Origin of the sequence: Rhodohalobacter halophilus (genome assembly GCF_001715195.1) — a bacterium.
In the GTDB taxonomy this organism is placed as follows: Bacteria; Bacteroidota; Rhodothermia; order Balneolales; family Balneolaceae; genus Rhodohalobacter; species Rhodohalobacter halophilus.
The window spans coordinates 23,115-49,508 of sequence record NZ_MDWE01000001.1 but is presented as its reverse complement, the minus strand read 5'-3'; the positions used below and the strand labels follow the sequence as shown (position 1 = coordinate 49,508).

The following is a 26,394-nucleotide window of genomic DNA, read 5'->3' as shown; positions in this document are numbered from 1 at the left end:
GAGTAAGAGGTCATGATTATCTATTTAGTTAAATCAATCTTACTGCTTGGATTACTTTACGGGGTTTATAAGCTGTTTCTTGAAAATGAAAAGATGCACCGCTTCAACCGGTTCTTTTTGTTGTTCGCATTGGTATTTGGACTTACGGCTCCGTTGATCTCTTTTGACCTGAGCCCGGAAACATCCATCGTCGGTGTAAATATGCAGCAGATGGAACGCGTTGTCAACGCACCGGCTGAAGCGGTAAGCAGATCTGTTGAACCGTTGATCGTACCTCAACAAACACAGGAAGCTTTACCCAAAGCTGAAAGCACCCCGGTTGTTACCGAAGAGCCAAGCTGGTCGATAAGTACCTTAGATGTTTTGCTATTGATGTATGGAGCCATCACTCTTTTACTTTTGATCCGATTTGTGACCGGGTTGATCGAAATTAGAAATAAAGTTAAAGCCGGAACCCATAAAAAGACAGATCATGCCACACTGGTTTTATTGGATGAACCGATCACTCCACAATCATTTCTTGATTACATTTTCCTGGAAAAGAAACAGTTCGAGTTGGGGAACATTGAACCTGAGATTCTGGATCACGAATTCACTCATGTTCGCCAGTTCCATTCATTTGATGTGCTACTGATCGAATTCCTGAAAGTCATCTTTTGGTTCAACCCACTGATGTATCTGTACAAACATGCGATCCAGCTCAACCACGAGTTCATGGCCGATGAAGCGGTGGTCCGCAGCGGCTCAGCCATAAGCGATTATCAGGAATTACTGATCCGCGTGAGTTCTGGGAATTCCTCGTTGAAGACCACCAGTAACATAAATTTCTCCCTGACCAAAAAACGGATCAAAATGATGGGCAAAAGCATTTCTAAGATAAAAGTTGGTGCTATTTGGCTTTTCATTCTTCCGGTATCTGTAGCCTTGATCATCTTTTTTTCAGCGCAATCAGAAAGTTACCCTCAAACCATCAGCATGCAGGAGATCTGGGACTCCTTGCCACCCACAACCTATTACGATGTTGAATTGGAATCCGAGGGACCTACTGGTTTATATCATCCACTTGATGAGCGCACCGGTATATTGATCGGTCCTGATGGAGAGCCTTATTCCAGAGAACGAAATACGTATAGTGTCGATACAGATTCAGTCATCTACGCAGAAACCATCGTTGATGGAAAAGTAACGCGGTCTGAGTTTCCCAGGTATGACAGCACCGGAGCTTATCAATACAGATCCGTAGTTATTCCTTCCCTGGATGAAGACGGTAATACAGTCTCTTCGTATTACAGCGACCAGCATACCGATAGTCTGGTACTGAATATGGAAAAAATTGATACGGATTCGTTAATAACCACTAAAGCATGGCACCCTAATGGGCAGTTGGCCTGGGAGTTCCAGATGATGGTTCCTGGCGGAGAAAGGCATGGCCTGACCACCGTTTATGATGAGGATGGTGCTATTATTGAGCAGAAGAGCTACGAAGATGGGGATTTGATTGAGACGATCAAAGAGCGAGAAGATCTTTGATCGTCAACCGGTTTGCGGGTATTCGTATCACCTCGTCGTTCTCCGATTTTGCACGAAGCTCAAACTCCCATTCACCTTTTGGAATGGGCCGCTTCCATCTATCTCCGCTGATGTACTGCTGTCTGTCAAGGGAAAGAGTTTCATCAGGCGGGATTTGATACACCAACAGCTCATCAAAACAAACAAAATCCTCAGGCATTTGACTGTGCCAGATCAGCAATTTCCCGGTATCGGCTGAAGAATACGCCAGAATCTGAAACGCGCAGGGTCCGGTTTCAATCTCCGTTGTATCCGCAGAGATATTTTCAGCCCGAATATTGGTTTCCAATGATTGGCTTGATTCGTCCCACTGGATTTCTGCATGAAGCTGAACGTCTCCATCAATGTGTAAACTGTGACGGGGAAGCACGGGATGGTCTACCTGTTGAATGGATTCATCACAACTCATCATAAAAAGAAAGGAGAGAAGGACTGTGAACACCATCAGGTGTATTGTGATCTTTTGAGAATTCATTAAATACTCAACGATTAAGGTGGATATCTTCCACAACTAAAAAATATAAGGCTCAAAATGAAATCTGTGTTCATTCTCGCTGATCAACGCAGAAATACTTCGCTGAGTCTCGCAGAAAATCTGCGTATTTCTGCGTTTAACTCTGCGATAATTTGCGAAAAACAAAAAGTGGTTTGAGCTTCAAATAACCTTTCAATCTAAAAGTATACAGACAAACCAAATTTCACTCCATCTCCCCCTAAACTGAATATTGTGGTGTTGGTTCTCGAAGTATTTTCTGTTGTATTCTGCTCATTCGTCTGTTTGATACGCCTGTGGCTTAACCGAACTTAACTTTGATATTCGGCATGTAAACTCATTGAAGAGTGAAAAAACAACTCCACCCCGGCATAACCAATTCCCGAAATACCATATAAAGTGGACTGATTGGTTAATTTTGAATTGGTTTCGTCAATAACCGTTCTGTCGTATCCAAAATTGATTCCGGGACCATATCCATAGTAAAACTTAATCTCTGAGTCTGGATTTGTATAGTGCATCCGGGTGTACTCCACTCCCAGATTTAAATCTGTGAGTGAATCCTCACGGTCGTTTTCATTGTCGGGAAAATCACTGGTTATATATTGAGAGTTTAAACTTAAACCAATCTTGTTAGCTCTGTCTTCCGATAGATAACGCTTGTAAGCAAAGAGTGTTCCGGAAAATGATTCGAGATTAAAGTTCTCGGAAATTTGAAACTGAAGTGCTTTTGCACCCTCATGAAATGGAGAGGATTGTTCAGGTTCCTGAGCCAGTCCATTCGATATTGTGAAAGTTGATATTAGAACAGTAGCGATGGTGATTTTGTAGATTATGTCCATCATAAAAGTGATTTAGTTTGTAAAGAATTGGTACCCCTATAATTAAAATGGAATGAGTTCAATAATAAATAGCATAAAGATGTGAGTGTATGCAATTGATTGTATTTTATTTATAATGCCTCACGAGGTTGTAAGTACTAGATATGCTCTGAACAATAAAAAACCCCGAACCGGCTGATGCCAATTCGGGGCTGTATACTTTAAACTGTTCTGATCCGGATTAGTTCGGGTTCAGAATGTTGTCGATTCGTCGCTCTGCGTCAGCGAGGTGAAGTTTTGTAGCACGGTCGCTCACACGGTTTACCGTATTGTTGATGTCGCGCTGCAAAATTTCAAGCTGTTCACGAACCATCGGGCGAATATCTGACTGACTCACGTTAATGGATGTGAAACCAGCAAATGCACGAAATGCAGCCGGTACATTTGGAAGCTCTTCCGTCATCAAATACTCCATTCGCTCGATATAAGCACGCTGAAGATTTCGTCTGTAAACGGAAATTGTACGATTTCTGTCGAGTTCGGTCCAGATGGTACCGCGAACGTCGTCCATGAATTCGTATGGTGAGTAAACATCTCCGCCAAGACGGTTTTCATACTCGATTAATCGTGCTATTCGCTGGGGATCGATCAGGTTGTTCAGAACAGAAACCTGCCGGCCGCGGAAGTTATCTACAAAATCGGCCTGGTTTACACGGCTCAGGATATCCTGATTCAGTACCCAGGATGGATCAGCAAATGCATGCGTTCTGAGGAAGTCCATCGCTTCTTTCTGGAGCTCTTTAGGCGTTGGTTCATACACACCGCCTTCCTGATCGAAGGTTTTATCGGTTTCGTAAACACCGCCAACATTTTGCGTAACGTGGCCCATATATCGGCTCCACTGACCCAGAATTTGACCATAGAGTTCATCCAGTTCCGAAAAATCTTCTCCGTCCCGGCCAATCCAGTCGATCAGGTTTTCAGTAATTACCTGAAGGTTAGCAATGCCGTAGGTGCTTGCCTTCATGCTGTTGTCGCCCAGATCTTCATTTTGAGATCTTGGGTCAATTTTAGAGCTGGTCTGACGCCCATAGAAGTAAACCGGATCGTCAGCACGTTCTTTCGTCCACTCGTGAAGAATCTCTTTCTGCTCTTCGAGTGGAGTATCTCCAAACCATGTATAACCCCATTTTACAGCCCATTTATCATATTCGCCAACTCGCGGGAAGAAGTTTGTGACTCCGTCGCCCGGCTGCGCGATATAATTGAATCGGGCATAATCCATGATGGATGGAGCGGTACCGTGATTGTCGGTATATGTTGGAGACCGGAGTGAATCGACGGGTACGGCGTAGCTGGAACCAAAGTTATGAGGAAGACCAAGTGTGTGTCCTACCTCGTGAGCAGATACAAATCGAATCAGCTCACCCATTACGTCATCATCAAACTGAGTAGCACGTGCTTCCGGGTTGGCAGCCGCTGTCTGGATAAAGTACCAGTTTCTGAGCAGGCGCATCACATTGTGATACCACCCAATAGCAGAGGTCATAATTTGACCCGATCGCGGATCATGAACGTGCGGTCCGAATGCATTCTGAATCGGTGATGCAAAGTAGCGGATGGTTGGATAGCGTGCATCTTCCAGGCTAAAGTCCGGGTCATCGGTTGGTGCCATTTTGCCATAGATCGCATTTTTAAACCCGGCTTCTTCAAACGCAACCTGCCAGTCGTCCACACCCTGAATCAGCCACTCTCTCCACTCTTCCGGAGTTGCCGGGTCGATGTAGAAAATGATTGGTTCTTCAGGTTCAACCAGCTCTCCTCTCATGTAGGCTTCTTTATCTTTTGGTACCAGTTTCCACCGGGTTACATGGCTGACCGGTTTGGCACGGTGCTCTTCTGAGCCGTAATCGGTCTGGCTGGCTGTAAAATATCCTACACGTGCATCAGGCTCACGGCGCTGCATGGGCTCTTCAGGGAGCAGGTGCATGCTATGATTTATCTCAAGCGAAATTGTGTTTGCGTCTGAGTTGGATGGAGGATTCTGAGCATCATATGTCAGAAGATGACGCGCTTCCACATTTTCAGGGAAACTGCGGATACTTTCTATGAATGTTCGGTTTCCATCAACTCTGCGTACCTGAAATCGAGATCTGTAACTTTGTTGCAGACCTAAAGCGGGCACATCGGTTGTAAAAAGACTGGTTACATCAATAACAGACCCAGTGGAATCCTCATTGATCGCTGCGATATCAAATGATGCCAGAATTGGTTCAAAGTTTGAATTTCGAACCGCTTCGTAAACGGGGAGTGTATCACTTGCGGTATTGCTGAAAGATACACGGCGAAGCAGGATCTTGTTATCACGCTTCTCCCAGCGTAGAACCTGGGTATTGTTTTTCATTCCGCCGTAGGCAATACCGTCTGCCGTTCGGGCAATACGGGATACCATCAGCATCTCCCGGCCAAGCATTTCATCCGGAATTTCGTAATAGTATGTAGAGTTGTCTTTATAAACGTTGAATAAACCCTCATCTTTATCAAAGCTGTCTTTGATGACCTCAGAGAAAGGCTTGGGGCCGTTGTCAGATGAAGGTGCGGTTCGTGAAGGTCTCTCGCTCGGTGCCTGAGAATCCTGTACGTTATCGGTGCTGGCACAGCCGGCAACCAAAACCACAGCAAGCATCAAAAGAGAGAGCTTTTGTATGAATTGAATCATGTAGAACGGTTTTATTGGTTTATGTTAAGTTGGAATATATTTATTTAATGAAAATATCCAACACGAATGTAAAATGATGATAATAATGAGGTTTCCGCAGAAATTTTATCCGAACGGATATCATCGGATTATCATTAGATTAAGAAACTAAGCAACAACGAATTAAGAAATTATGCCATCAAACAAGATTGAATTTAAAGGAGCACTCGGGGAAATGTTGTCCGCAAAAGTGGATATGCCGGACGGGGATCACAAAGCTTGTGCACTGTTTGCTCACTGTTTTACCTGTTCAAAAAATTTAAAAGCCGTAGGTAATATTGCAAAAGCTCTGAACGAGAAAGGTGTGGCTGTATTCAGGTTTGATTTTACAGGCCTGGGAGACAGTGAAGGCAGTTTTGAAGATACCAATTTCAGTTCCAATGTTGATGACTTGGTTGCAGCATCAGAGTATATGAAAAAAGAAATGGGGGCGCCGTCAATTCTGATTGGGCACTCACTGGGAGGTGCGGCAGTTATTCAGGCTGCTCATAAAATAGACTCTGTAAAGGCTGTAGCTACCATCGGCGCGCCCTCGAGCCCGGAGCATGTTGCCAAGCATTTTGAATCGAAAAAAGAGGAAATTGAAAAAGAGGGCGCCGCAATTGTTAATCTTGCAGGACGACCGTTTCGAATCAAAAAACAGTTTCTGGATGACCTTGAAGCGTCGAAAATGGATGAGTATATCAGAAACCTGGATCGTGCATTGATGGTGATGCACTCTCCGCTGGATGATACGGTTGGACTGGATAATGCTGCACATATTTATAAAACTGCCAAACATCCGAAGAGTTTTATATCTCTGCATGAGGCAGACCATCTGCTCCTGGATGAAACCTACAGCCGGTATGCCGGCAGCATCATAGCAGAGTGGTCATCCATTTATCTTTAAAGTTTGTTACTTTCTTTGATTAGAGTTTTTGAAAACCTTCTGTTCTGGTTGGACGGGTTTTCAAAGAGTTCTACAATCGAATCGAAAAATCAACCAAAACTATCTCACATATTATGATTAAGTACACAGCTATAATTTTTACTGCAATGATGTTTTTTGCATCCTGCACAGAAGTTGAGCATGAGCAGACCGAAATGGAATATCAAACACAGACGATTGATCAGGCAGTTGCAGTAATGCATGCTACCGATGGCAACAGTGTTGAAGGAACTGTACTGTTTACTCAAACAGAACAGGGTGTTCGTGTTGAAGCGAATATTTCCGGACTTGATGCGGATTCGATGCATGGATTTCATATTCATGAGTATGGCGATTGCCGGGCATCTGACGGTACATCTGCCGGTGGACATTTCAATCCTGAAGAAGCAGAACATGGCGGACCTGATGATGATATGAGGCACGTAGGCGATCTTGGGAATCTGCAATCTGATGCGGACGGCAATGCCACTGCAGAGTTTGTAGATCCACAGCTACAGCTCTCCGGTATGACCTCAATTCTTGGCCGCGGAGTGATCATTCATGCAGGTGAGGATGATTTGGTATCACAGCCAACCGGCGATGCCGGCGGGCGACTCTCGTGTGGAGTAATCGGTGTTGCAAATATGGACATTTGATTTTAGACTGATCAATATTGAAAATCTTTAAAACCCCGCAAATAAGCGGGGTTTTTTTGTTACAAAGGTACATCTGTTTTTATTACATTTCGGGCATGAAAAATCTACTCATTGCCTCCATTATACTTTTCGCTCAAACGGTTACAGGTCAGAATCTTGAATCTGTTGCAGGTAACTGGGCCGGATCAATAGAGATTACCGGACAGAACCTGATTACTGAATTTACATTCAGCTACCATGACAATGATCTGGATGGAACCGTTGATATTCCACAACAGATGGCGTTTAACCTGCCTGTTGAGTTTACCCGGATTGAGGGGGATTCCCTGGTTTTTCAGTTTCAAACGGGAACCGGTGCCGCTGTATTCAGAGGGGAATTGGACTCTGAACGTATGACAATCTCAGGCACCTTTCATCAGATGAATATGACTTATCCGTTTTCAATTCGTAAAAATGATGGTGAGTCTGCAGATCAACGTTCAGGGCAGGGTGGAGAAGAGCTGTTAATTGAGACCCGGGCAGGGGAGATTAGCGGAACTTTACGACTGGCAGAGAAGCCTGCTCCGCTTATCGTCTTGCTGACAGGTTCAGGAGCTCAGGATCGGGATGAAACTGTGGCCGGTTTTAAAGTTTTTGGAGAGATGGCCAACCTGCTTTATCAAAACGGGTTTTCCTCTTTTCGGTATGATGACCGGGGTGTGGGCAGATCAACAGGAGAACAAGATGCTACACTGAATGACCTTTCAGATGATTTATTGGATGTTTTGGCTCACCTGGAAAATGAATATGCTGATCAGGTTACACATACGATTCTGCTCGGCCACAGCCAGGGTGGCTTGGTATCTGTAATATCTGCAGTACGGAAAGAGGTGGATGGTATCATATTCATGGGTGCACCATTTTTGCGGGGTGATGAAATTATTAACAGCCAGATCAGGACCATTTCTGAGGCACAGGGTATTGCTGATGATATCGTAGAACAAAATCTGGAGTTTCAGGAGAGAATTTATGATGTGATCCGGAATGCGGATAACTGGGACGAGATAGAGCAGGATCTATATGACAGGCTCGAATCACAAATCAATGAACTGCCTGAACAACAGCGTGAAGCCCTGGGAGATATGAACTCGTTCATTCGAAGCCAGATTAATCGACAGCTCTCCGCCGCAAAAACGGATTGGTTTAAATCATTTATAGAATATGATCCGGCACAGGATGTTCGAGAGTTGAACATTCCTCTTCTGGTGCTTTTTGGAGAGAAAGATACGCAAGTGATTTTTGGCCCAAATCGTGAAAAAGCGGAAGAGTTACGGGATGAGGCTGAACTTATGATGCAAATCGTGGAAATTGAATCGGCCAACCATCTGTTTCAACGAGCCAATAGCGGCCTGCCCAGCGAGTACGGGATGCTCGAAAAAGAGTTTGCTCCCGGTTTTGCAGAAGCTATTATCGAATGGCTTAATTCGATTTGAATTCACCTCAATGACGCTGTGAACGCGGAAAAGCATATCACCGTCAGACCGCTTCCTGCGGTCAGACGGCAAGACTTAAAACCGCTCCGGACGGAGCGGTATGTCTGTAAAAAACATACCGGCTAATAAATACCTGGGCGCCGGAGGTGCGCTACTCTCTTAGATTCTACTTAGCAGTGGCATTACATATTCAGACTGACTAAAAAAACCGTCTGACCGCGGGAAGCGGTCTGACGGCGTGTGAATCTCAGCGCCTCCGCGGTAAAATGATTACTCAGGCTTCCAGCTCTTCATTCCGTCGTGAATAACATCGGCCAGTTTATCAACGGAAACCCGTTCCTGTTCCATGTTGTCGCGGTAGCGGATGGTTACGGTGTTGTCTTCCAGTCCATCAAAATCGACGGTCACACAGAATGGTGTTCCGGCTTCATCCTGACGGCGGTAACGCTTACCGATCGATCCAGATTCGTCATACAGCACGGTAAACTCGTCCCGCAGTTCGTGCTCAATCTTTTTGGCCAGCTCCTGCAGTTCAGGCTTTTTGATGAGCGGGAAGATTCCGACTTTGGTTGGAGCCAGTTTTGGATGTAGTTTCAGGACGGTTCGTGTGTCGCCATCCACTTCTTCTTCGCGGTAGGCGTCACAAAGCACCATCAGCGTGCAGCGGTCCAGCCCGATGGACGTTTCGATCACATAAGGTGTGTAGCGCTTCTGCTGTTTCTGATCGTAATACTCCATCTTTTTACCGGAGTACTCCTGGTGGCGGGAGAGGTCAAAATCGGTTCGGTTGTGGATGCCCTCAACTTCCTGCCAGCCAATGGGGAATTTAAACTGAATATCGGCCGCTGCACGTGCATAGTGCGCAAGTTTATCCTCCGGATGCGGAGCGGTTCTCAGATTCTCCTCACGAATTCCCAAGCTCTTGTGCCACTCAATTCGATTGCTGAGCCATTTATCATAATTCTCTTCATCTGTTCCGGGTTCTACAAAATATTGCATCTCCATCTGCTCAAATTCGCGCATACGAAACACAAACTGCCGGGCAACCACTTCGTTCCGGAAAGCTTTTCCGACCTGCGCAATTCCGAATGGAATCTGAACCCGTGCGGTGTCGAGAACATTTTTATAGTTCACAAAAATACCCTGGGCCGTTTCAGGACGGAGGTAAATTGCATCCTCATCGCCTGAAGAAGTGGCTCCATAATGGGTTTTAAACATCAGGTTGAACTGACGTACTTCGGTCCAGTCAAAGGCACCGGAATCGGGAGCTTTAATCTCTTCCTGCATGATGATATCGTAAAGGTCTTCGCACAAACCTTTACGGGTTCCGGTAGTGTCGAGCTGCTCCTGGAGTTCATCAGCCTTGTCATCTTTCCCTTTCTCCCGAAGTTTGTGGATGTGCTGCTCGATCAGCATATCGGCCCGATACCTTTTTTTCGACTGCTTATCATCGATCATCGGATCGTTGAATCCCTCCACATGACCGCTGGCCTCCCACACTTTCGGGTGCATGAAAATGGCCGCATCCACACCCACGATATTATCATGATGCTGGGTCATTGACTTCCACCAGTTTTCCTGAATATTTCGTTTCAATTCAACACCCAGCGGCCCGTAATCGTAAACCGCGGCGAGGCCGCCGTAAATATCAGATGATTGAAATATAAACCCTCTTGCTTTCGACAGGGATACAATTTTGTCCAGTGAATCTAAATTCTTTTCAGGCATAAAATTCTGATGGTTAGTCTGTTAATTCAATTTGAAATTCTGGTTCAGATCGAAGTATCAAAGATATGAAAAATCTTGCCCTTCGTGAATCGATTGTATTCAGGATTTCTTATTTTTGAGTCCCTTTGCATTTGGAGTGAGAGACGCTCTATTCGATAATTGGTGTGTAATTCTATTTCAGATCGTTTAACTGTTCAATTTTACTTTGTTTAAGTGAAGCTAATTCAGGAACTTCTGAAAATTGATAGTGTAAAAACAGACATGAATTCATTTAAAGTAGGAATATTAGGCGCAACCGGCGCCGTAGGTCAGAAGTTTATTCGATTACTTGATCAACACCCTTGGTTTACCATTACGGCCTTAGGTGCTTCAACCCGTTCTGCAGGAAAGCAGTATAAAGAGGCCTCAAATTGGATTGAAAATACTCCAATGCCGGAACGAGTTAAAAATATTACAGTTCTGGAGTGTAGATCAGAAAAGTTTCAGGAGGTCGATTTTGTCTTTTCCGGGCTCGATTCGTCCGTGGCCACAGATATTGAGGCAGATTTTGCTAAAGCCGGCATTCCGGTGATTAGCAATGCCAAAAATTACAGAACAGATCCCTCCGTTCCACTGTTAATTCCGGAAGTCAATCCGGATCATATCGAGTTGATTAATGAGCAGAGATTTACCGATGACGGTTCAGGCTGGATTGTAACCAACCCAAACTGTGTAGCTGTGCCTCTTACCACATCACTAAAGCCGCTGCACGACGCTTTTGGAATTGAATCCGTAGTAGTGACGTCCATGCAGGCAATTTCCGGTGCCGGATATCCGGGAGTTCCAAGCCTGGATATCATGGGAAATGTAATTCCGTTCATTGGCGGGGAAGAGTCTAAGATTCGCCAGGAGCCACTCAAGCTTTTGGGAAAACTGCACAATGGGGCAGTTCGATATGCAGACTTTCCGGTTCAGGCAACAGCGACCCGCGTTCCGGTTATTAACGGTCATCTTTTGTCTGTGACTGTGAGCCTGAAACAAAAAGCAGGATTGACAAAAGTACGGGAGATGATGGAGAACTGGAAAAGTCCGATTCACGATCTGAATCTTCCGTCGGCACCCAAATTTCCGCTTAAGGTTCATGATGATCCCCGACATCCACAGCCCAGAATTCATGCGGATAGCGACGGCGGGATGCAGACGGCTGTAGGTAGAATACGCCAGGCTCATGTGATGGATGTGAGCTATATTGCGATGGCTCACAATACGGTTCGGGGTGCTGCCGGCGGAGCGATTTTAAATGCTGAACTTCTAGTGCAGAAAGGCTTTTTGAAAGTGAAATAAATTGAATTAAGAGTTCAATTTATTTATTGACCACAATCACTATTCAACTCCGTCAGGAGTTGCCTTAGTTTAGCCAACCGGACTGAGTAGTTAACCGGCTCCATCGGAGCCTCCTGTGTGGAGTTGGAGTGGTTTAAAAACACTCGTGGCACCGCTTGGAAACGTGCCACGAGGAGTATTGATTATTAATTGTGTGATATTTTCGTTCCCAGAACATCCAGGAATTCTGCAAGCCATTTTTGATGTCCTGGCCAGGCAGGTGAAGTCACCAGATTTCCATCCCGAACGGCTTCAGTAGGTTCCACATCTTTGTAATTCGCACCGGCCAGCTTCATCTCGGGTCCGCAAGCCGGGTAGGCAGTCAGCGTTCTACCCTCAATTCCACCTACAGCCGCCAGTATTTGCAATCCGTGACAGATGGCCGCAATCGGTTTGTCTTCCTCCACAAAATGACGGACCATTTCAATCACGTTGTTGTCGAGTCTCAAATATTCGGGTCCACGCCCGCCGGGCAGAACCAAGGCGTCATACTTTTCAACTTTTACGTCATCAAATGAGTAGTTGAGGGTGAAATTGTGTCCGGTTAATTCTTTATAGGTTTGATCGCCCACAAAATCGTGAACGGCAGTTGGGCAGGTTTCTCCTTTCTTTTTATTCGGGCAAACGGCGTGAACCGTGTGGCCAACCATTTGCAGTGCCTGAAATGGCACCATAATCTCCAGGTCTTCGCCGTAATCCCCGACGATCATCAATATTTTTTTTGCTCCCATAGTTCTCCTTGTTTTTGATTTTTAGTTGATACGTTCAACTATAAAAACCTGTTTGAAAATGAGATCGTTCTATAACTCATCCCCTGTCAGACCGTAGCTTCTTCGGTCAGTGGGTAGTATTGATGAAAAAGACCTGACAGCGTGCCGATTGCTATCGGTACCTGTAAGCGTCAGGATTTTTAGGTATGAATTTTTTTCTCGCCCCGAACATTCCGGGCAGATTGTAGCGCTGATTTTCGCAGAGGAAATATTTCAACCTAAAGACCTGTCAGGTTTTGGAAACCTGACAGGTCTGGACTGAATACCAGCTATTCTGCCGGGTTACACACAAATTCTCCCTGCCCGCCATTTTGCTCTTTCACAAAAACAGCAGCGGTAAGACCTGGAACAGTGAATGACCCATTTTCAACCCGGCTCTCTTTTACAACTTCATCTGAGCCGGATTCCAGAACCGGATGAAGTGATATTCCGGAGAGGTTTAGCTCAATCGATTGCTCATCCAAACTGCTGTTAAAGATGATGAGAATTCCGTCCAGATTTGGATCGAGATCATTACCGGTACAAACCCCATCGGAATAACTCATGGCAATGATGCCGGGTTTCTGATCGGGGCCCGTGTTGTGAAAGGCAACCCGTGTGTTTATTTCTTCACCGGATTGCAATCTAAATAGCGGAGAGCTGTACCGGACCTCCAGCTGCTCACGGAATAGCTGATGAGCCAGCTCCATGTGCTCTTTTTGAATCTCAATATTCGGATTGGAGAGAAACTCCCGCTGGCCATCCCAAAGGTCAGAGTTGTCCCAGCCGGGAGGAAGGCCAATTCCCCAGTTGTTTGTTTCCAGGGTGAAATCAATAGCATTATACCAGTCGCCGGAATCGTAACTGTTCCGGTCCATCGATTTTGATCTAAGGATGTCTGTACCCATCTGATGGAATGGAACTCCCTGTCCGAAATTGATCATCGCCTGGCTGAGCAGATGAACCCGGATTCGTTGGCTCATTTCCAGATCGTGTGGCAATTTGGATTGCGTATTATCCCAAAGTGTTTCGTTGTCGTGCTTGTCGATGTAGTTGACCGACTCCTGAGGCAGTTCCGCATAACCGATCATTTCATTGCCGCCGGTCACATTTTCTCCGTTTCTGTTGATATATGGATATTTGGCAAGATTTCCGGTCATGCCAACACGAATGCGGTCTGCATGATCCAGAAGAACGGCGAGCTCCTTATCAGCATCTCCGGCATCTTCATTTGGGAAGAGATATCGCCCGTTGGTAAATCCCTGTTCACGGCGATTGTTGGTGTAGTTGCCGCCCCGGATACCATCCCGGCTGCGGTCGTTGAAATTCCCGATTCCGGTTCCGCCCATCATAAATTGAGTAGCTTGGTCAAAAATGCGATTGTCGGCCACTTCACCGAAATTCCATCCCTCGCCATAGATGTAGATATTCTCCCCATCCACGCCGTCTTCCTCAAGCGTGAGTTTAGCCAGTTCTTCGGTCAGGCGTTCCATCACGTATCGGGGATGGTGTCCCATCAGGTCAAAGCGGAAAGAGTCGATTTTGTACTCCTTTGCCCAAAGCAGTACAGAGTCGATGATCAGATTCTCCATCATATTAAACTCTGCCGCGGTGTTCGGGCAGCAGGTGGACATTTCAACATCCCCGGAATCCGGATTTAGCCTGTGGTAGTAATCGGGTACCACCTTATCAAGAACGGAAAAGCGGGAGGATCCTGTGGCGTGCGTGTGGTTATACACCACATCCACCACGATGTTCAGATCGATTTCATCAAGAGCCTGCACCATGTTTCGGGTTTCCAGAATACGCTGAACACCCTCCGGATTTGTGGAGTAACTGCCTTCCGGTACGTTAAAGTGAAACGGATCGTATCCCCAGTTGAATGCGTCGTAGTCAGCTAACTTATTACTGTGTTCCGGGCTTCGGTAAATTCTCTGAATTTCGAGTGTGGTTGGATCATCTGCGGCTAAATCTTCAAAAACCTCCCGAATTGGAGTATTACCATATTTTTCACAATCCCGGGTCAATTGCTCATTTGTACCGATCACTTCACAAATTCGGGTAAATGGATCGTTCAGATCAACACGATCACTTTTATCCTCTTTGATGGATGCGATATCGTTAATGGGAAGCAGGTGAAGATGGGTCAAACCCGAATCACTCAATCTTTTCAAATGAGCCATTGCGTCAGACAGATTCCGTCCGTTTTCACCATTATGTGTGAATGCCATGTAAGTTCCGCGGTGATCTTGCGGAACGGATTGATCAGCAATGCTGAAATCACGCATATGAGCTTCGTATAGTGTGATGTCGGTAGGAAAAGGGAGTTCTTTCTTTAGCTCGTCCCATCCGTTAGGTTTGATATCATCATCTGTCAGATTCACAAACTGGCTGTATCGGCTATCGGTGGACAGACTGACCGAATAGGGGTCGGTCACTTCAAAGGTGTTGATTTGGTTATTCTCCGGGTGAAAGACGGTAACATTAAAGCGGTAGAAATATCTGTCCCATTCAATCAGGTTTTCAAATTCCCAGACGCCATTTTCGGGTTGAGCCTGTGTAGGATCTATTTCGGTTATGATGTTTTTCTCTTTATCAAAAATAGAAAGAGTAACATTTTGAGCGGTCGGAGCCCAGAGTTTAAGTGAGAGATCATCACCGGAATAAATGGGGCCGAGTTGTTCGTCGTAGGTGTAAAGGTCGTCAAGAACTCCATGAGTTTGAACACGCGTTGCGGAAACCGGAATGCCATTCGAGTCGAAAGCCACCGCTATGATTTGTCCCTTCAGAGCATCCCGGACGGTTTGGTGGTCGGCATCTACGCTAAAAACCGGTCGATCAGAAATGTGTCGAAATTTGTCAGCAAGGTAAGCCGTAAGCATTCCATCAGGCCGAATGGAGATTGATTCGCCTGAAGGAATGTCGAAAGTTCGCAGGGTAATGTCCGCATCCTCACTAAAGAGAATTTCGTATCGTGCGGCGTCCTTGATGACCGGATCCCAAATCAACAGATCGGAGGAGACCCAGTGAGCTGAGGCTCCATCAATTTTAACCTCAGTTGTAATTTCAACGGCAGGTTCCGGTGTAGTACAAGAGCTTAAAAACAGTCCGGTAATAATTATGAAAAGGGATATGTAGTTGAATCGCATAGAATGTGGATCTCTTTAATCGATAATTTTTTTACTTCAACCCATAATAAGAAAGCAATGTGAATCTTGTATAAGCAATTCATATGAAGGTCAAATTTAACCGATATTGAAATTCCGGCGGTTCAATTATTGTTTTGATATTGCACGTGCAAAAACATTTAATCATTTACGACGTAGACAAAACAATGAATGTTCACTCAACCCTTAATTTTATGAAGAGATCTGTGTGGTGGTTGCTTATTGCTCTGTTTATAGGTTTGGGTGCCGGTTGCACCCAAACCTATGAAGTTACCGTCGATGATTTACCTGAAACCGATCCGTTCTACACATCCGGTTACCCGATAGCAGATGTGTCTGATCAAATCGAGAGTATTCAGCAATCGATTATTCGAATTACATCTACAGCTCGATACAGGGTATATTTGATTGAGGATGGCATAAATATGACCTCAGCCGAAGCTGATACCATCAATCCTGCAGAATTTGCTATGGATCAAACGACTGTTGAGGAGAGCTCTGCAGGCAGCGCCATTGTGATGGGAAAAACAGCCGATCGAGCCATGCTTTTGACATGTGCCCACACCGTTGAATTTCCGGAGAGGGTATTCAGTTTTAAAGCCGGACCGGGAATTCCCGAAAATACCTATGTAAGAACCATCGCCGTAAAGCAAAATCATGTAAACATGGCTCTAACAGACCGGACACTGGCTCCATATTCGCTGGTTCAGGAAGATAGAATTCGCGATCTGGCTCTCATTCAAATTAATCTGAGAGACTTCGAACAGATCGGGGAGGATCTGAATCCGCTCAAGGTGCCAATGGGGTATTCAGAAAATCTACGATCGGGCAGTGTTATTTATGTGATGGGATATCCGAAGGGATTTGAAACGGTAACCCGCGGAATTGTGACGCAGGCAAACCGTAATGATCGTGCCGATTTTCTGACCGATGCACTCTACAATCGCGGAATCAGCGGTGGAATTATTGTAGCATCAAAGGATAATTTTAAAACGTTCGACTGGGTTGGAATGTCAAATGCAGGCATTGCCACCCGCGAATTTTATCTTGTTCCTGATGAGCAGCAGCTGGATCCTGATCTTAGCTATCAATTTTATGATGGCTCGATCATGGCAAAAGAGATTGCCAGTCTCGACTATGGACTCACACAAGCCATCTCTACGAGATCAATTCGAGAGTTTTTAGATCAAAACAGATCGGTTCTGAGAAGTCTGGACCGGAGCTACCGTTTGCCTCAGGATAATTGATCTGATGTAGATCAGAATTTAGTGCATCAAAGGATTGTATCTCTTCCTTCCGTTTCCTCTGAGCGGTTAGGTGAAGTACACAGATGTCGAGCGCTTATTCTGCTCCGGATAGAGCAGTACGTTTTACGAATCAGTTAGAACGGAAGACAGGGTAGCGCACCTCCGGCGCGCTGTGGATGGTTATATCGGAGGTTTTGTACAAATTTGCCGCTCCATCCGGAGCGGGTATGAATTGCGGCAGAAGTGCATGTCCGGCTCATTTGGGAGGTGAAGTACAAACAAGAAAGTCCAATTCCCCATCAGACCGCTACCCGCGGTCAGATAGGTACTACTATATGATGTACGTAGTGCAGATTAGACCGCCCTGATATTTGACAGATGCCCCATGCAGCGGCAGGTGCATCATGATTGTAAATTTCTCTCAATCTTTACAGCTGAAATCAATAGTTTGTGAACCGGATGAAAAAACAGTTTGCAGACATAGCTTTTCCTACCGCCGTACGGCAGGTTTTTACCTACCAAACCCGGGATGACTCCATCAAGCCGGGAATGAGGGTTTGGGTACCACTCCGAAATGAATTTGCCATCGGTATGGTGGTTCGGGTGCACGATCAAAAACCGGAGTTTGAAACGCGACCGATCGAGCGGATTCTGGATTCGGAGCCGATCATGAACGAGACGATGCTCAAACTTACCGGGTGGATTCACAAGTTTTATTACTGTAGTTGGGGTGAGGCGATTCAGGCCGCGCTTCCGGTTGGGCTCAACTTTTCATCCGAAAAAAGACTCAGGGTCAAAAAAGGATTTAAAGGTGAAATTACGGAGGAAGAACTCGCGATATTAAAGGAGATAGAGGAGAAATCCATCACCCTGAAAGATGCCGAAAAGCGGTGGCGGGACGGCAAGGGTAAAACATTTTTTAAAAAAGCCCTGCAACACGGCTGGATCTCCATTTGGGAAGAACCCCGGCAGAAAGTGGATTTCAGGAAAGTGAAGCATTGGCAGATCAAAGATGGAATTGAGCCAAACTCTATTTTGGAAGAATTGTCCGAGAAAGAACGAGAGACCAAATGGGTTCAAGCTTTTGAGAAGTTAACGACTCTGGATCTGCCGATTCCAAACATCGATCTGAAGGAGATGGATGAGCTGTTTACAAATTACTCCCTCAACCGAATCGAAAAGGAGGGGTGGATTGAATCGGTGGATCTGCCGGTGAAGGGTGAGGAGATTTATAAAGGTGAATTTGAGCCTGATAAGCTGAACCGGCTGATGGGAGAACAGGAGGATGCGTTTGATCAGATCCGTGACGCGCTCGACTCGAAAGAGTTCAAGAGCTTTTTACTATTTGGCGTAACCGGATCGGGCAAAACGGAAGTCTATATCCACGCGCTGAAGCACACACTGGAGCAGGGGCGGGGCGGACTGGTGTTGGTTCCGGAAATTGCGCTCACTCCTCAAACCGTGAAACGATTTTACCAGATATTCGGAGATCAGATTGCGGTTCTCCACAGCCGTTTGAATGAGCGGGAGAAGTATGAGGCGTGGCAGAGTTTGAAATCGGGTGAGAAACGAATTGCCATCGGTCCCCGCTCGGCGGTTTTTGCACCGGTCGAAAATCTTGGGCTGATTGTGGTGGACGAGGAGCACGACAACTCCTACAAACAGCACGATCCGGCGCCGCGCTATCACGCCCGGGATGTGGCCATCATGCGGGCTCATATGGAAGGAGCGGTAACCATTCTGGGATCGGCCACACCGGGAATGGTTTCGGTTCAGGCCGTGAAAGAGGAGAAACACACACTGCTTCATCTTCCGATGCGCCCCACCGGCACCATGCCGGAAGTGATCATTTTAAATATGAAAGAGTATAAGTCGGCCATGCGCGGACCTCTGACCGTGGAGCTGTATGAAGAGACTCAAAAAGCACTTGACCGAAAAGAGCAGGTGATATTTCTTTACAACCGGCGCGGATTTGCCTCATTTATGCAGTGCGAAGATTGCGGGCATATCCCCGAAAGCCCGGAGAGTTCAACCAGCCTGACCTATCACAAGAGAAAGAATATTTTATTGGATCATTACAGCGGCTATTCCCGCCGTGCCGACAGCCGCTGTGAGATGTGCGGTTCCACCAATTTGAAAACCAAAGGAAGCGGAACCCAGCAGGTCGAAGAGCAGGTTCAGGAGCTGTTTCCTCAGGCCCGGCTGCTACGGATGGACATGGATACCACGTCAGGCAGAGACGGCCATCAGAAGATTTATGATCAGTTTCTATCGGGTGAGGCGGATATTCTGATCGGGACGCAGATTGTGGCGAAAGGCCTCGATTTCCCAAATGTAACGGTTGTTGGTGTCATCAATGCCGATACCGAGCTGGCGTTCCCATCCTTCCGGGCAGGCGAACGGATGTATCAGTTGCTGAGCCAGGTGGCAGGCCGTGCCGGCCGTGCGGAAAAACCGGGAGTGGTGTATGTTCAGACCTGGAAACCGGAGCATCCGGCCATTCGATATGCTAGAACGCACGACTTTAGGACGTTTGCCCGCCATGAGCTCCATCAGCGTGAGATGCTGATGTTTCCACCCTATTCGCGGATGATTGTTTTTCAGTTTAAGAGCCCCTCATGGAGTAAAGTTCAACAGGTAGCCGATAAATTTTGTGATGCCATGAGAATGGTGGTCGGTGAAAATCCGGTGATGGGCCCATCCCCTTCGGTGATTGAGTGGATGAACGGCCAGCATCGGTGGGAAGCCAACATCAAACTGGACCGAAAGTACAATGCTGCGGCGATTGAGAAGCTACTGGATACCATCTTCAAAAAGTACGATACCATCAAGCCGAAAGGGGCCGGCGCGGTTCGCATTAATGTGGATGTGGATGCGGTGGAGTAGAGGCAGAGATGAGATTTTAGATGTGAGATTTGAGATATGCGATTTGAGACTTGAGAGGTGAGATTGGGGAGCTGTTACTCTTTCAACCTGTCGTAACGTTTATGTAAGATTAACCTTAATAATCCATATCGCTTGCCTTTCTATGGGTTGAAATCTTTTATCTACACTACATTGATTTTTATCGGCGTTTTATTCGGACATTCTGATCTTGCCGATAAATATTATTCGGACAAAACCTTGTGTTTATTTGCTTTGATAGTATTATTGGATTATTATCGGACAAAGGCACTATCTAAAATATGCCGGGAAATAGATGTTATATGGCCTAATTCTAATTCAATAAACACTGGAATTTTAAACCTTCGCGTACTTTTGGAGGCTCTTAAATGATAATTGAATATCAAACTAAACAAGGGTTGGTCCGGGTAATCCTCTTAACAGTGATCTACTTTGGTATCTCGGCCTGTACCTACAGCCCCGAGGAACGTCGAGTGGTGATTGATCAGGTTGTTAGATCGGGAGACACTTACACAGCATATGTGCTGGTGGAGTCTAAGGTATTTCGCAGTCCAACTGGATTTTTAAACACTTTTCCTAACGGAGGAGTACCCCGAATTTTAAGTCAGGAAGTAAAAGTATACGAAGTGCATGCGAAAGACCGAGTGTCCCGGCTGTTAGCAGAATTATCAGCGAATGATGCAACATGGGAATCATTTTCGGGACACTTTGTTGGTTTCGATGATCAAAACAACCTATATCTTCAATTGAGTGGCTGTGAAAAAGGTGGAGATTGTTATGATGTATTAATTAATCATCGGCATTTTCGTATCGATCGAGAAAGAAGACTTGAACCTATTACTAAATTACCTTCAGAAATTGGACTGCCAGGTATAATGTTAGCAAGGCGCCAAGGAGAGGTCAATTATGTTCGCTTTTCTATTCGAAGGGACACCCTGAAAGCTAAATTTCAGGAAGATGGTGACTATACTTCTGTATTTGTAACGGACAAAGAAGGAATGCTCTTACCTGTTAACTAATTGGGTGTTTCTGTTTTTGTAATCGTACATTTTCACCTCTCAAACTTAAAATGGGATCAATACTATATAGTATTAACATAGACTGAAATAAATCGCCATATAACAAAGCAAATTAAGCGGACGCGTTTGCTTTTAGTTGCTTACATTCAATTACTTAGCCGCGCCGCTTATTTGCCAAATCGTTATTTGCCGTGAATGCCTACAAACAGATAAGCCATTTTCAAAAATACTTCTGGCGATAAATGAACTGTGCTTATTCTGTCATTCGGGTTTTCTGATTTTCTGCTTTCTTCAACATTATAAATTTTATCTTTTAGCATTTCAGCTATTTTATAGTTTTCCATAATCTTATTCTTTGCTTTTGGTTAGTTCGTCAAATAACAAGCGCGTCAACTCTGACGCCACTCGAATTAGTGTTTTAGTTTTGTGTCCTTTGGTGGCGCAGGTTACGCGCAAAGTCGTTATGCAACTTTTAATCGTTGGCAGTTTTCCATTAATTAAGAGGAATGAAGAACGCTATTAAATTTTGGGGTATTGTAATTCTTTTGATCTTGCTTTCGAGATATGTGGGTGGACTGTTGGGAGAAAAGGCCGCAATTCGTAATAACTTTGATGTTGCAAAGAACCTGAACTTAGAATTACCAAAGGTTATTGACGGAATAAGTCAGGACAGCGTTTCTTTTAGTACTGGTGATAATAGCACTCTCGGTACTTTTACTTGGTACCATACCGATTTAAATACTGAGGGTTTTACATTTGACGAGTTTTCAAGAGAATTTTATATGGAAATGGCTCGAAATTACATTTCTTCAAATGTTTGCAATGATGATAAGATCAAAGAATTAAGATCTCATCATACTCTCAAGTACACTTATTTTTCTCTTGATGGAAATGAAATTGGATCAGTTGAAGTCCATCCATCTGATTGTCAGTAAATCAAAACAATTAATTCAGTTATGAAAACAAATAAATTTTGGATTGTAATCATTCTTTTGAGTTTGGCCTTCTCATTTTTTGTGAACCTTAAACATTTTCAACAAACAACATTCGATATGGCAATCGCTTCACTTTTGGGATACCTTCTTGCTTTATTAGCCATACCTGCTATTCTATCCTTCATTGTGGGGGGAGTTTACAAAATATTTGGAGGGTCATTCGATAAAACATCCTTTAAATGGACATTTCTTGTAGCTTGGTTACTTATAGGATTTTTGAACCTTATTGGAAACCTTGCTTCTTAAACAAACACCTGTAAATCTAAAAATCATGAATATAAACTACCCAAAACTAATTACAGGTTTACTTCTTGTCCCTATAATGGTTGCTATAGGGCTTGATGGACCTTGGATGGTGATTCCTGCTCTTATTTTTTTGAGTGCGTTTTCAAAAAAATCAAAAGAAGATGAGGATGAAAAACAGCAAACTTCAGATGTAAGCGATAATACTCATGAAAATAGTAAAGGACTAAAAAGTAAATTGCCATTACTTCTAATTGCTTCCATATTTGCAATAAATGCTACTGACTTTAATGAGTACAATATTATTGAAGATGGATTCCAAGTTTATGATGTAATATTACCTTTTCCAGGAACTCCAAATGAAACAAAACAAAATATGGGAGGGGATATCATAATGGCGAATTATGTTTATTCTCCCAACAATTCACATTTAAATTATGCTTCAATTGTATATGAAAATTTACCTGAAGTTGAAAACCCGACAGCAACAATATTGAGAGGATTTACTCGCGGGCATAATGTTCTTATTGAAAGAGAAGTTCAAATAGCGAATGTTTCAGGAACTTACGTAAAGCTAGATGCAGATACTCCAAGAAAAGCAACTTGGAATGCTGTAGCTTTTGAATACAAAGGCAATGTATATGTTTGGATGGTGACTTTTGAACCTCAGAATGCAGTTGGAAATGAAGACGAACAGTTCTTATCGGAACTTCAAAAGATCGAGTTTAAATAACTTGCTCAAAACCCCCTAAAAGATTGCATAACAACGGTTTCGTGCTGACCGGTTCAGGATTCTCATCCTACTTAAGTGTTGGTCGCCCGGCAGCACAAACCGAGAACCGTTAGGTTGCTTAACTACTACACAAGGTTTACCTTCTGAACGGGTGCAAATTTTCAAGAAAGAAAATATTTAGATGAGACAGCTACTATTTGCCTTTATTCTTTTGTTTAGCATATCAATCATTTCATGCAGCGACAGTGGAACTGGTCCCAATAATGAAGATACTACCACTTATTCAGTATCTGTTGATATATCACCATCTGAAGCAGGTTCAATATCCCCCTCTGCTGAAGATGATTATGAAGAGGGAGAAGAAATTGAACTACAAGCCAATCCAAATGATGGATATGTTTTTACAGAATGGTCAGGAGATATTGAATCTACCGACAATCCACACTCGCTAACTGTTGATCAGGATTATAATATTACAGCAAATTTTGAAATAAAAAGCTATGAACTAACGATTAATAAAGAAGGAGAAGGATCTGTAAATGAAAGAATTGTTCAACAGAAATCTACAGAATATGACCATGGAACCGTAGTAGAATTAACAGCAGAGCCACAAGAAGGATATGAGTTTGTAGAGTGGCAAGGAGATCTTAGTGGAACCGAAAATCCATCTCAAATAACAATTGATAACCCAAAAGAAGTAACGGCGGTATTTGAAGTTGCTACTTATCCCCTTTCAATTGAGGTATCAGGTGAAGGTTCTGTTGCTGTTACACCAGATCAGGAAGAATATGAATATGGAACTGAAGTTGAATTATTGGCTGAGCCAAGTTCATCAGACTGGGAGTTTGAATCTTGGGATGGTGATACTACATCAACCAACAATCCTATAACTGTTTCAATTGACAGTACGATTAATATTGACGCATTATTTACACATTCTATATTTGCAGGGGGGAATGGGTCAGAAGCAAATCCATTCCAGGTTTCAACTGTTGAACAGTTGCAATCCATTAATGAATATACAAATGATCATTTCGTACAAATCAATAATATTGATGCTAGTGCAACAGAAAATTGGAATGACGGCAAAGGTTTTAACCCAATAGGTGATGAAGTCGTTAAATTTACTGGGTCTTATGACGGTGACGATTTTAATATTTCTAATCTTTATATAAATAGGCTTAATCAAGAAAACGTAGGCTTATTTGGGTATACAGAAGATGGTAATATTGAGAATATTAATATTACTAATATTGATGTTATGGGAGACAGTTTTGTTGGTGGTTTAGTTGGTAGAAATTTTAGTTCAATTTCAAATATTTCCTTAAATGGCACGATTCACAGTAATAATCGAAATGTTGGTGCTTTAGCTGGTTATTCAAGAGGGAGTATTGAAAATTCTCATGCCAGTGGTACAGTTTCCAGTTCTGGTACAGAAACTGGTGGCTTAGTTGGTTCTCAATTTGGTGGGGAAATTCTTAATTCTTCAGCTGATGTTTCTGTAAAAGCTGATGGTAGATATGGACGAACAGGTGGTCTAATTGGCAGCAATACAGGTTCCATTATAGATTCATATGCAAAAGGAAATGTTGAAAACATAGGCGAAAACCATGAAAGTGGTGGATATTCAGTTGGTGGATTAGCTGGATGGAATGATGGAAACATTGAGAATTCGTATGCAACAGGGCGTGTACACGGTAAAGAAAGGGTTGGTGGTTTAGTTGGAATGAATCAAAGAGGAGATATAATTAGCTCCTTTGCTAGCGGGAATGTAATAGGCATGCAGAATAAAATTGGTGGTTTAGTTGGCCAAAATGGCCTTAATTCATCAATTGAAAACTCTTATGCTCTTGGTAAGGTTGAAGGTGATGAAGAAGTTGGTGGTTTAGCAGGCATAAATATGGATGATGGAACAATTTCAAATTCTTATTCTATAGGTCAAGTTTTAGGAAACACGGATATTGGTGGTCTAGTTGGCACTAATGGTTCTACTATTAATGGAAGCTATTGGGATAAAGAAAACTCTAACCAAAATGAAGGTATAGGTAGAGGAGTATCAGATGGCACTACAGGTCTTACAACTTCTGAAATGACTGGGAATTCAGCAGAAGATAATATGACCGAGTTCGACTGGACAGAAATTTGGGTTACCACCGAAAACTATCCAGCTCTATTCTGGGAGTAGTATAGCTTAAATCAATGTTTAGCCAGCAACCTAACCCGCGCATTAAGCGGACACGCATCGCCAATTCTTTGCCCCTCTTGGTTTTGAGTCTCGTCTTTCGTTAGTTGCTAATTCAACGTTCATTCGCGTGCAGCTTATGCGCAAGGTCGTTAACCTCCTTTTCCTCAATCTATGATATCTGCCGTGTTTTAAGTAGATTTCAATAGAGTTCAACAAAATTTTACCAAAATGAAAGACTGGAGAAAACGCATTACTACCAATCCCGATCAATGTGGTGGAAGGCCATGCATAAGGGGCATGAGAATCCGTGTCGTTGACGTATTGGATCTGCTTGCAGCCGGTCTCAGTCATGAGCAGATTTTGGAAGAATTGTCTGATTTGGAAAAAGAAGATATTGAAGCTTCCATCAAGTATGCCCGTGGGAAAATTGATCACCCGATCGTTGCGGCATGAAACTTTGGATTGATGCACAGCTCTCACCAGCAATAGCAGCGTGGATTAACCGCACCTTTGATGATATAGAAGCAGAGTCGGTTCGTTCTCTTGGTCTTCGTGATGCAACAGATCCTGAGATTTTTGAAGAGGCAAAGAAAGCAAATGTGATTGTCATGAGTAAAGACGACGATTTCATACAGCTTATTGAACAAAGGGGTACGCCGCCTAAGCTTATCTGGGTTACATGTGGCAACACTTCTAACGCCAGGATGAGAGAAATTTTATCATCTGCCTTACGTAAAGCTATAGAGTTGCTTCAAAGCGGTGAGAATGTCGTTGAAATCAGCGATAAAGAAGGTTAACAAGGGCTTCAAGCGGACGAGTTTACGATTTTGCCTCATTTAAAGTTGATTGCCTCGCCGCTTAAGCCCTGAGCCGTTATGCCCACTTAATCGCGCAATTTAACTTTAACAGTTTTTCCTTATCTTCACACCTGATGAAATTCATTCGTTCACATATCAACCCGATTCTTAAGTTGGCACTTGGCTCATTCTCCTTTTCATGGGCACTACTTGTTTTAGCGGTTCCCATGCAAGTTGCCGCTATGGGTGAATCACACCAGATATTCTTCATCTACAATGCGGATGAAGGTTGTTACGAACTGGTCATGGATCATCACAAAGATCTTGACCCAAATCACCTAACGAAGGACGAAGAACATGAATATCACTCTTTTCACAGCTCCTGCTGCTACGATGATTTTTGGGTAAAGACCAAAAAAGAAGTTGACCATCAAATAGAATATATTCCCATTCCTAAACTTCTTTTTACTACAACTTTCCAATCAGAAAGAGGTTCAGTTACCCTTTTAGAAAGATTTTTACCTCCTCCAAAGGCTTCGCTTAAAGTACTTCGCGTTACCCGCCTGCTTATTTGATACCCGCCTTTCCT

Annotated in this window: 22 protein-coding genes; 15 read left to right on the top strand and 7 right to left on the bottom strand. The window is 44.0% G+C overall.

Annotated elements, in window-relative coordinates; translation table 11 throughout:
* The first annotated feature begins 12 nt into the window (after window positions 1–12).
* Window positions 13–1,530 carry a M56 family metallopeptidase gene (locus BG260_RS00185; protein ID WP_069129924.1) on the top strand — a complete coding sequence of 506 codons (1,518 nt, stop codon included), beginning with the start codon at window positions 13–15 and terminating at the stop codon, window positions 1,528–1,530.
* On the opposite strand, the gene BG260_RS00180 is transcribed toward BG260_RS00185, so the two are convergent.
* The 3 genes from BG260_RS00180 to BG260_RS00170 all read right to left on the bottom strand — a co-directional run bounded on the left by BG260_RS00180 (window position 1,508) and on the right by BG260_RS00170 (window position 5,602).
* Window positions 1,508–2,044, bottom strand: a complete 537-nt coding sequence (locus BG260_RS00180; RefSeq protein ID WP_141691486.1) for a hypothetical protein — start codon at window positions 2,042–2,044, stop codon at window positions 1,508–1,510. The genes BG260_RS00185 and BG260_RS00180 overlap by 23 nt on opposite strands.
* A gap of 329 nt (window positions 2,045–2,373) precedes the next feature.
* Window positions 2,374–2,907 (bottom strand): hypothetical protein, encoded by a 534-nt coding sequence (locus BG260_RS00175; RefSeq protein ID WP_069129922.1) that lies wholly within the window; start codon window positions 2,905–2,907, stop codon window positions 2,374–2,376.
* A gap of 217 nt (window positions 2,908–3,124) precedes the next feature.
* Window positions 3,125–5,602, bottom strand: a complete 2,478-nt coding sequence (locus BG260_RS00170) for a zinc-dependent metalloprotease (RefSeq protein WP_069129921.1) — start codon at window positions 5,600–5,602, stop codon at window positions 3,125–3,127.
* A gap of 172 nt (window positions 5,603–5,774) precedes the next feature.
* Here BG260_RS00170 and BG260_RS00165 point away from each other — a divergent pair, with 172 nt between their 5' ends.
* The 3 genes from BG260_RS00165 (at window position 5,775) to BG260_RS00155 (ending at window position 8,676) form a co-directional block, all read left to right on the top strand.
* The gene (locus BG260_RS00165) at window positions 5,775–6,530 is read left to right on the top strand and encodes an alpha/beta hydrolase family protein (RefSeq protein WP_069129920.1); all 756 of its coding nucleotides are present in this window, start codon (window positions 5,775–5,777) and stop codon (window positions 6,528–6,530) included.
* Window positions 6,531–6,643: 113 nt separating this feature from the next.
* Complete coding sequence (locus BG260_RS00160; RefSeq protein ID WP_087148667.1) at window positions 6,644–7,204, top strand: superoxide dismutase family protein; 561 nt, start codon at window positions 6,644–6,646, stop codon at window positions 7,202–7,204.
* A 95-nt stretch (window positions 7,205–7,299) separates the two neighbouring features.
* A complete protein-coding gene (locus BG260_RS00155; RefSeq protein WP_069129919.1) occupies window positions 7,300–8,676 on the top strand; it encodes an alpha/beta fold hydrolase in 1,377 nt (458 codons plus the stop codon).
* Between the two features lie 270 nt (window positions 8,677–8,946).
* Here BG260_RS00155 and BG260_RS00150 read toward each other — a convergent pair whose 3' ends face one another.
* Complete coding sequence (locus BG260_RS00150; protein ID WP_069129918.1) at window positions 8,947–10,404, bottom strand: glycine--tRNA ligase; 1,458 nt, start codon at window positions 10,402–10,404, stop codon at window positions 8,947–8,949.
* Window positions 10,405–10,665: 261 nt separating this feature from the next.
* Between BG260_RS00150 and asd the strand changes: the two genes are divergently transcribed.
* A complete protein-coding gene (asd, locus tag BG260_RS00145; RefSeq protein WP_069130024.1) occupies window positions 10,666–11,727 on the top strand; it encodes an aspartate-semialdehyde dehydrogenase in 1,062 nt (353 codons plus the stop codon).
* Window positions 11,728–11,912: 185 nt separating this feature from the next.
* Here asd and BG260_RS00140 read toward each other — a convergent pair whose 3' ends face one another.
* Window positions 11,913–12,497, bottom strand: a complete 585-nt coding sequence (locus BG260_RS00140) for a DJ-1/PfpI family protein (protein WP_069129917.1) — start codon at window positions 12,495–12,497, stop codon at window positions 11,913–11,915.
* A gap of 308 nt (window positions 12,498–12,805) precedes the next feature.
* Window positions 12,806–15,664: a pullulanase-type alpha-1,6-glucosidase gene (pulA, locus tag BG260_RS00135; protein ID WP_069129916.1), complete on the bottom strand. Its 2,859-nt coding sequence runs from the start codon at window positions 15,662–15,664 to the stop codon at window positions 12,806–12,808.
* 212 nt (window positions 15,665–15,876) lie between these two features.
* On the opposite strand from pulA, the gene BG260_RS00130 reads away from it, so the two are divergent.
* From BG260_RS00130 to BG260_RS00120, 3 genes are all read left to right on the top strand, one after another.
* Window positions 15,877–16,929, top strand: coding sequence for a S1 family peptidase (locus tag BG260_RS00130; protein WP_176719390.1), 1,053 nt, complete (start codon window positions 15,877–15,879; stop codon window positions 16,927–16,929).
* A 459-nt stretch (window positions 16,930–17,388) separates the two neighbouring features.
* The gene (gene priA, locus BG260_RS00125; RefSeq protein WP_069129914.1) at window positions 17,389–19,815 is read left to right on the top strand and encodes a replication restart helicase PriA; all 2,427 of its coding nucleotides are present in this window, start codon (window positions 17,389–17,391) and stop codon (window positions 19,813–19,815) included.
* Window positions 19,816–20,255: 440 nt separating this feature from the next.
* The gene (locus BG260_RS00120; RefSeq protein WP_141691485.1) at window positions 20,256–20,852 is read left to right on the top strand and encodes a hypothetical protein; all 597 of its coding nucleotides are present in this window, start codon (window positions 20,256–20,258) and stop codon (window positions 20,850–20,852) included.
* Between the two features lie 182 nt (window positions 20,853–21,034).
* On the opposite strand, the gene BG260_RS14090 is transcribed toward BG260_RS00120, so the two are convergent.
* The gene (locus tag BG260_RS14090; RefSeq protein WP_176719389.1) at window positions 21,035–21,196 is read right to left on the bottom strand and encodes a hypothetical protein; all 162 of its coding nucleotides are present in this window, start codon (window positions 21,194–21,196) and stop codon (window positions 21,035–21,037) included.
* 162 nt (window positions 21,197–21,358) lie between these two features.
* Between BG260_RS14090 and BG260_RS00115 the strand changes: the two genes are divergently transcribed.
* The 7 genes from BG260_RS00115 to BG260_RS00085 all read left to right on the top strand — a co-directional run bounded on the left by BG260_RS00115 (window position 21,359) and on the right by BG260_RS00085 (window position 26,380).
* A complete protein-coding gene (locus BG260_RS00115) occupies window positions 21,359–21,787 on the top strand; it encodes a hypothetical protein (RefSeq protein ID WP_069129912.1) in 429 nt (142 codons plus the stop codon).
* A 21-nt stretch (window positions 21,788–21,808) separates the two neighbouring features.
* Window positions 21,809–22,093: a hypothetical protein gene (locus BG260_RS00110; protein WP_069129911.1), complete on the top strand. Its 285-nt coding sequence runs from the start codon at window positions 21,809–21,811 to the stop codon at window positions 22,091–22,093.
* A gap of 25 nt (window positions 22,094–22,118) precedes the next feature.
* Window positions 22,119–22,823 (top strand): hypothetical protein, encoded by a 705-nt coding sequence (locus BG260_RS00105; protein WP_141691484.1) that lies wholly within the window; start codon window positions 22,119–22,121, stop codon window positions 22,821–22,823.
* A gap of 181 nt (window positions 22,824–23,004) precedes the next feature.
* A complete protein-coding gene (locus tag BG260_RS00100; protein WP_069129909.1) occupies window positions 23,005–25,008 on the top strand; it encodes an InlB B-repeat-containing protein in 2,004 nt (667 codons plus the stop codon).
* A gap of 228 nt (window positions 25,009–25,236) precedes the next feature.
* On the top strand, window positions 25,237–25,461 hold the full coding sequence (locus tag BG260_RS00095; RefSeq protein WP_069129908.1) for a DUF433 domain-containing protein: 225 nt from the start codon (window positions 25,237–25,239) through the stop codon (window positions 25,459–25,461).
* The gene (locus BG260_RS00090; protein ID WP_069129907.1) at window positions 25,458–25,805 is read left to right on the top strand and encodes a DUF5615 family PIN-like protein; all 348 of its coding nucleotides are present in this window, start codon (window positions 25,458–25,460) and stop codon (window positions 25,803–25,805) included. The genes BG260_RS00095 and BG260_RS00090 overlap by 4 nt, the downstream gene beginning before the upstream one ends.
* Window positions 25,806–25,939: 134 nt before the next feature.
* Window positions 25,940–26,380 (top strand): hypothetical protein, encoded by a 441-nt coding sequence (locus BG260_RS00085; RefSeq protein WP_069129906.1) that lies wholly within the window; start codon window positions 25,940–25,942, stop codon window positions 26,378–26,380.
* Window positions 26,381–26,394: the final 14 nt, after the last annotated feature.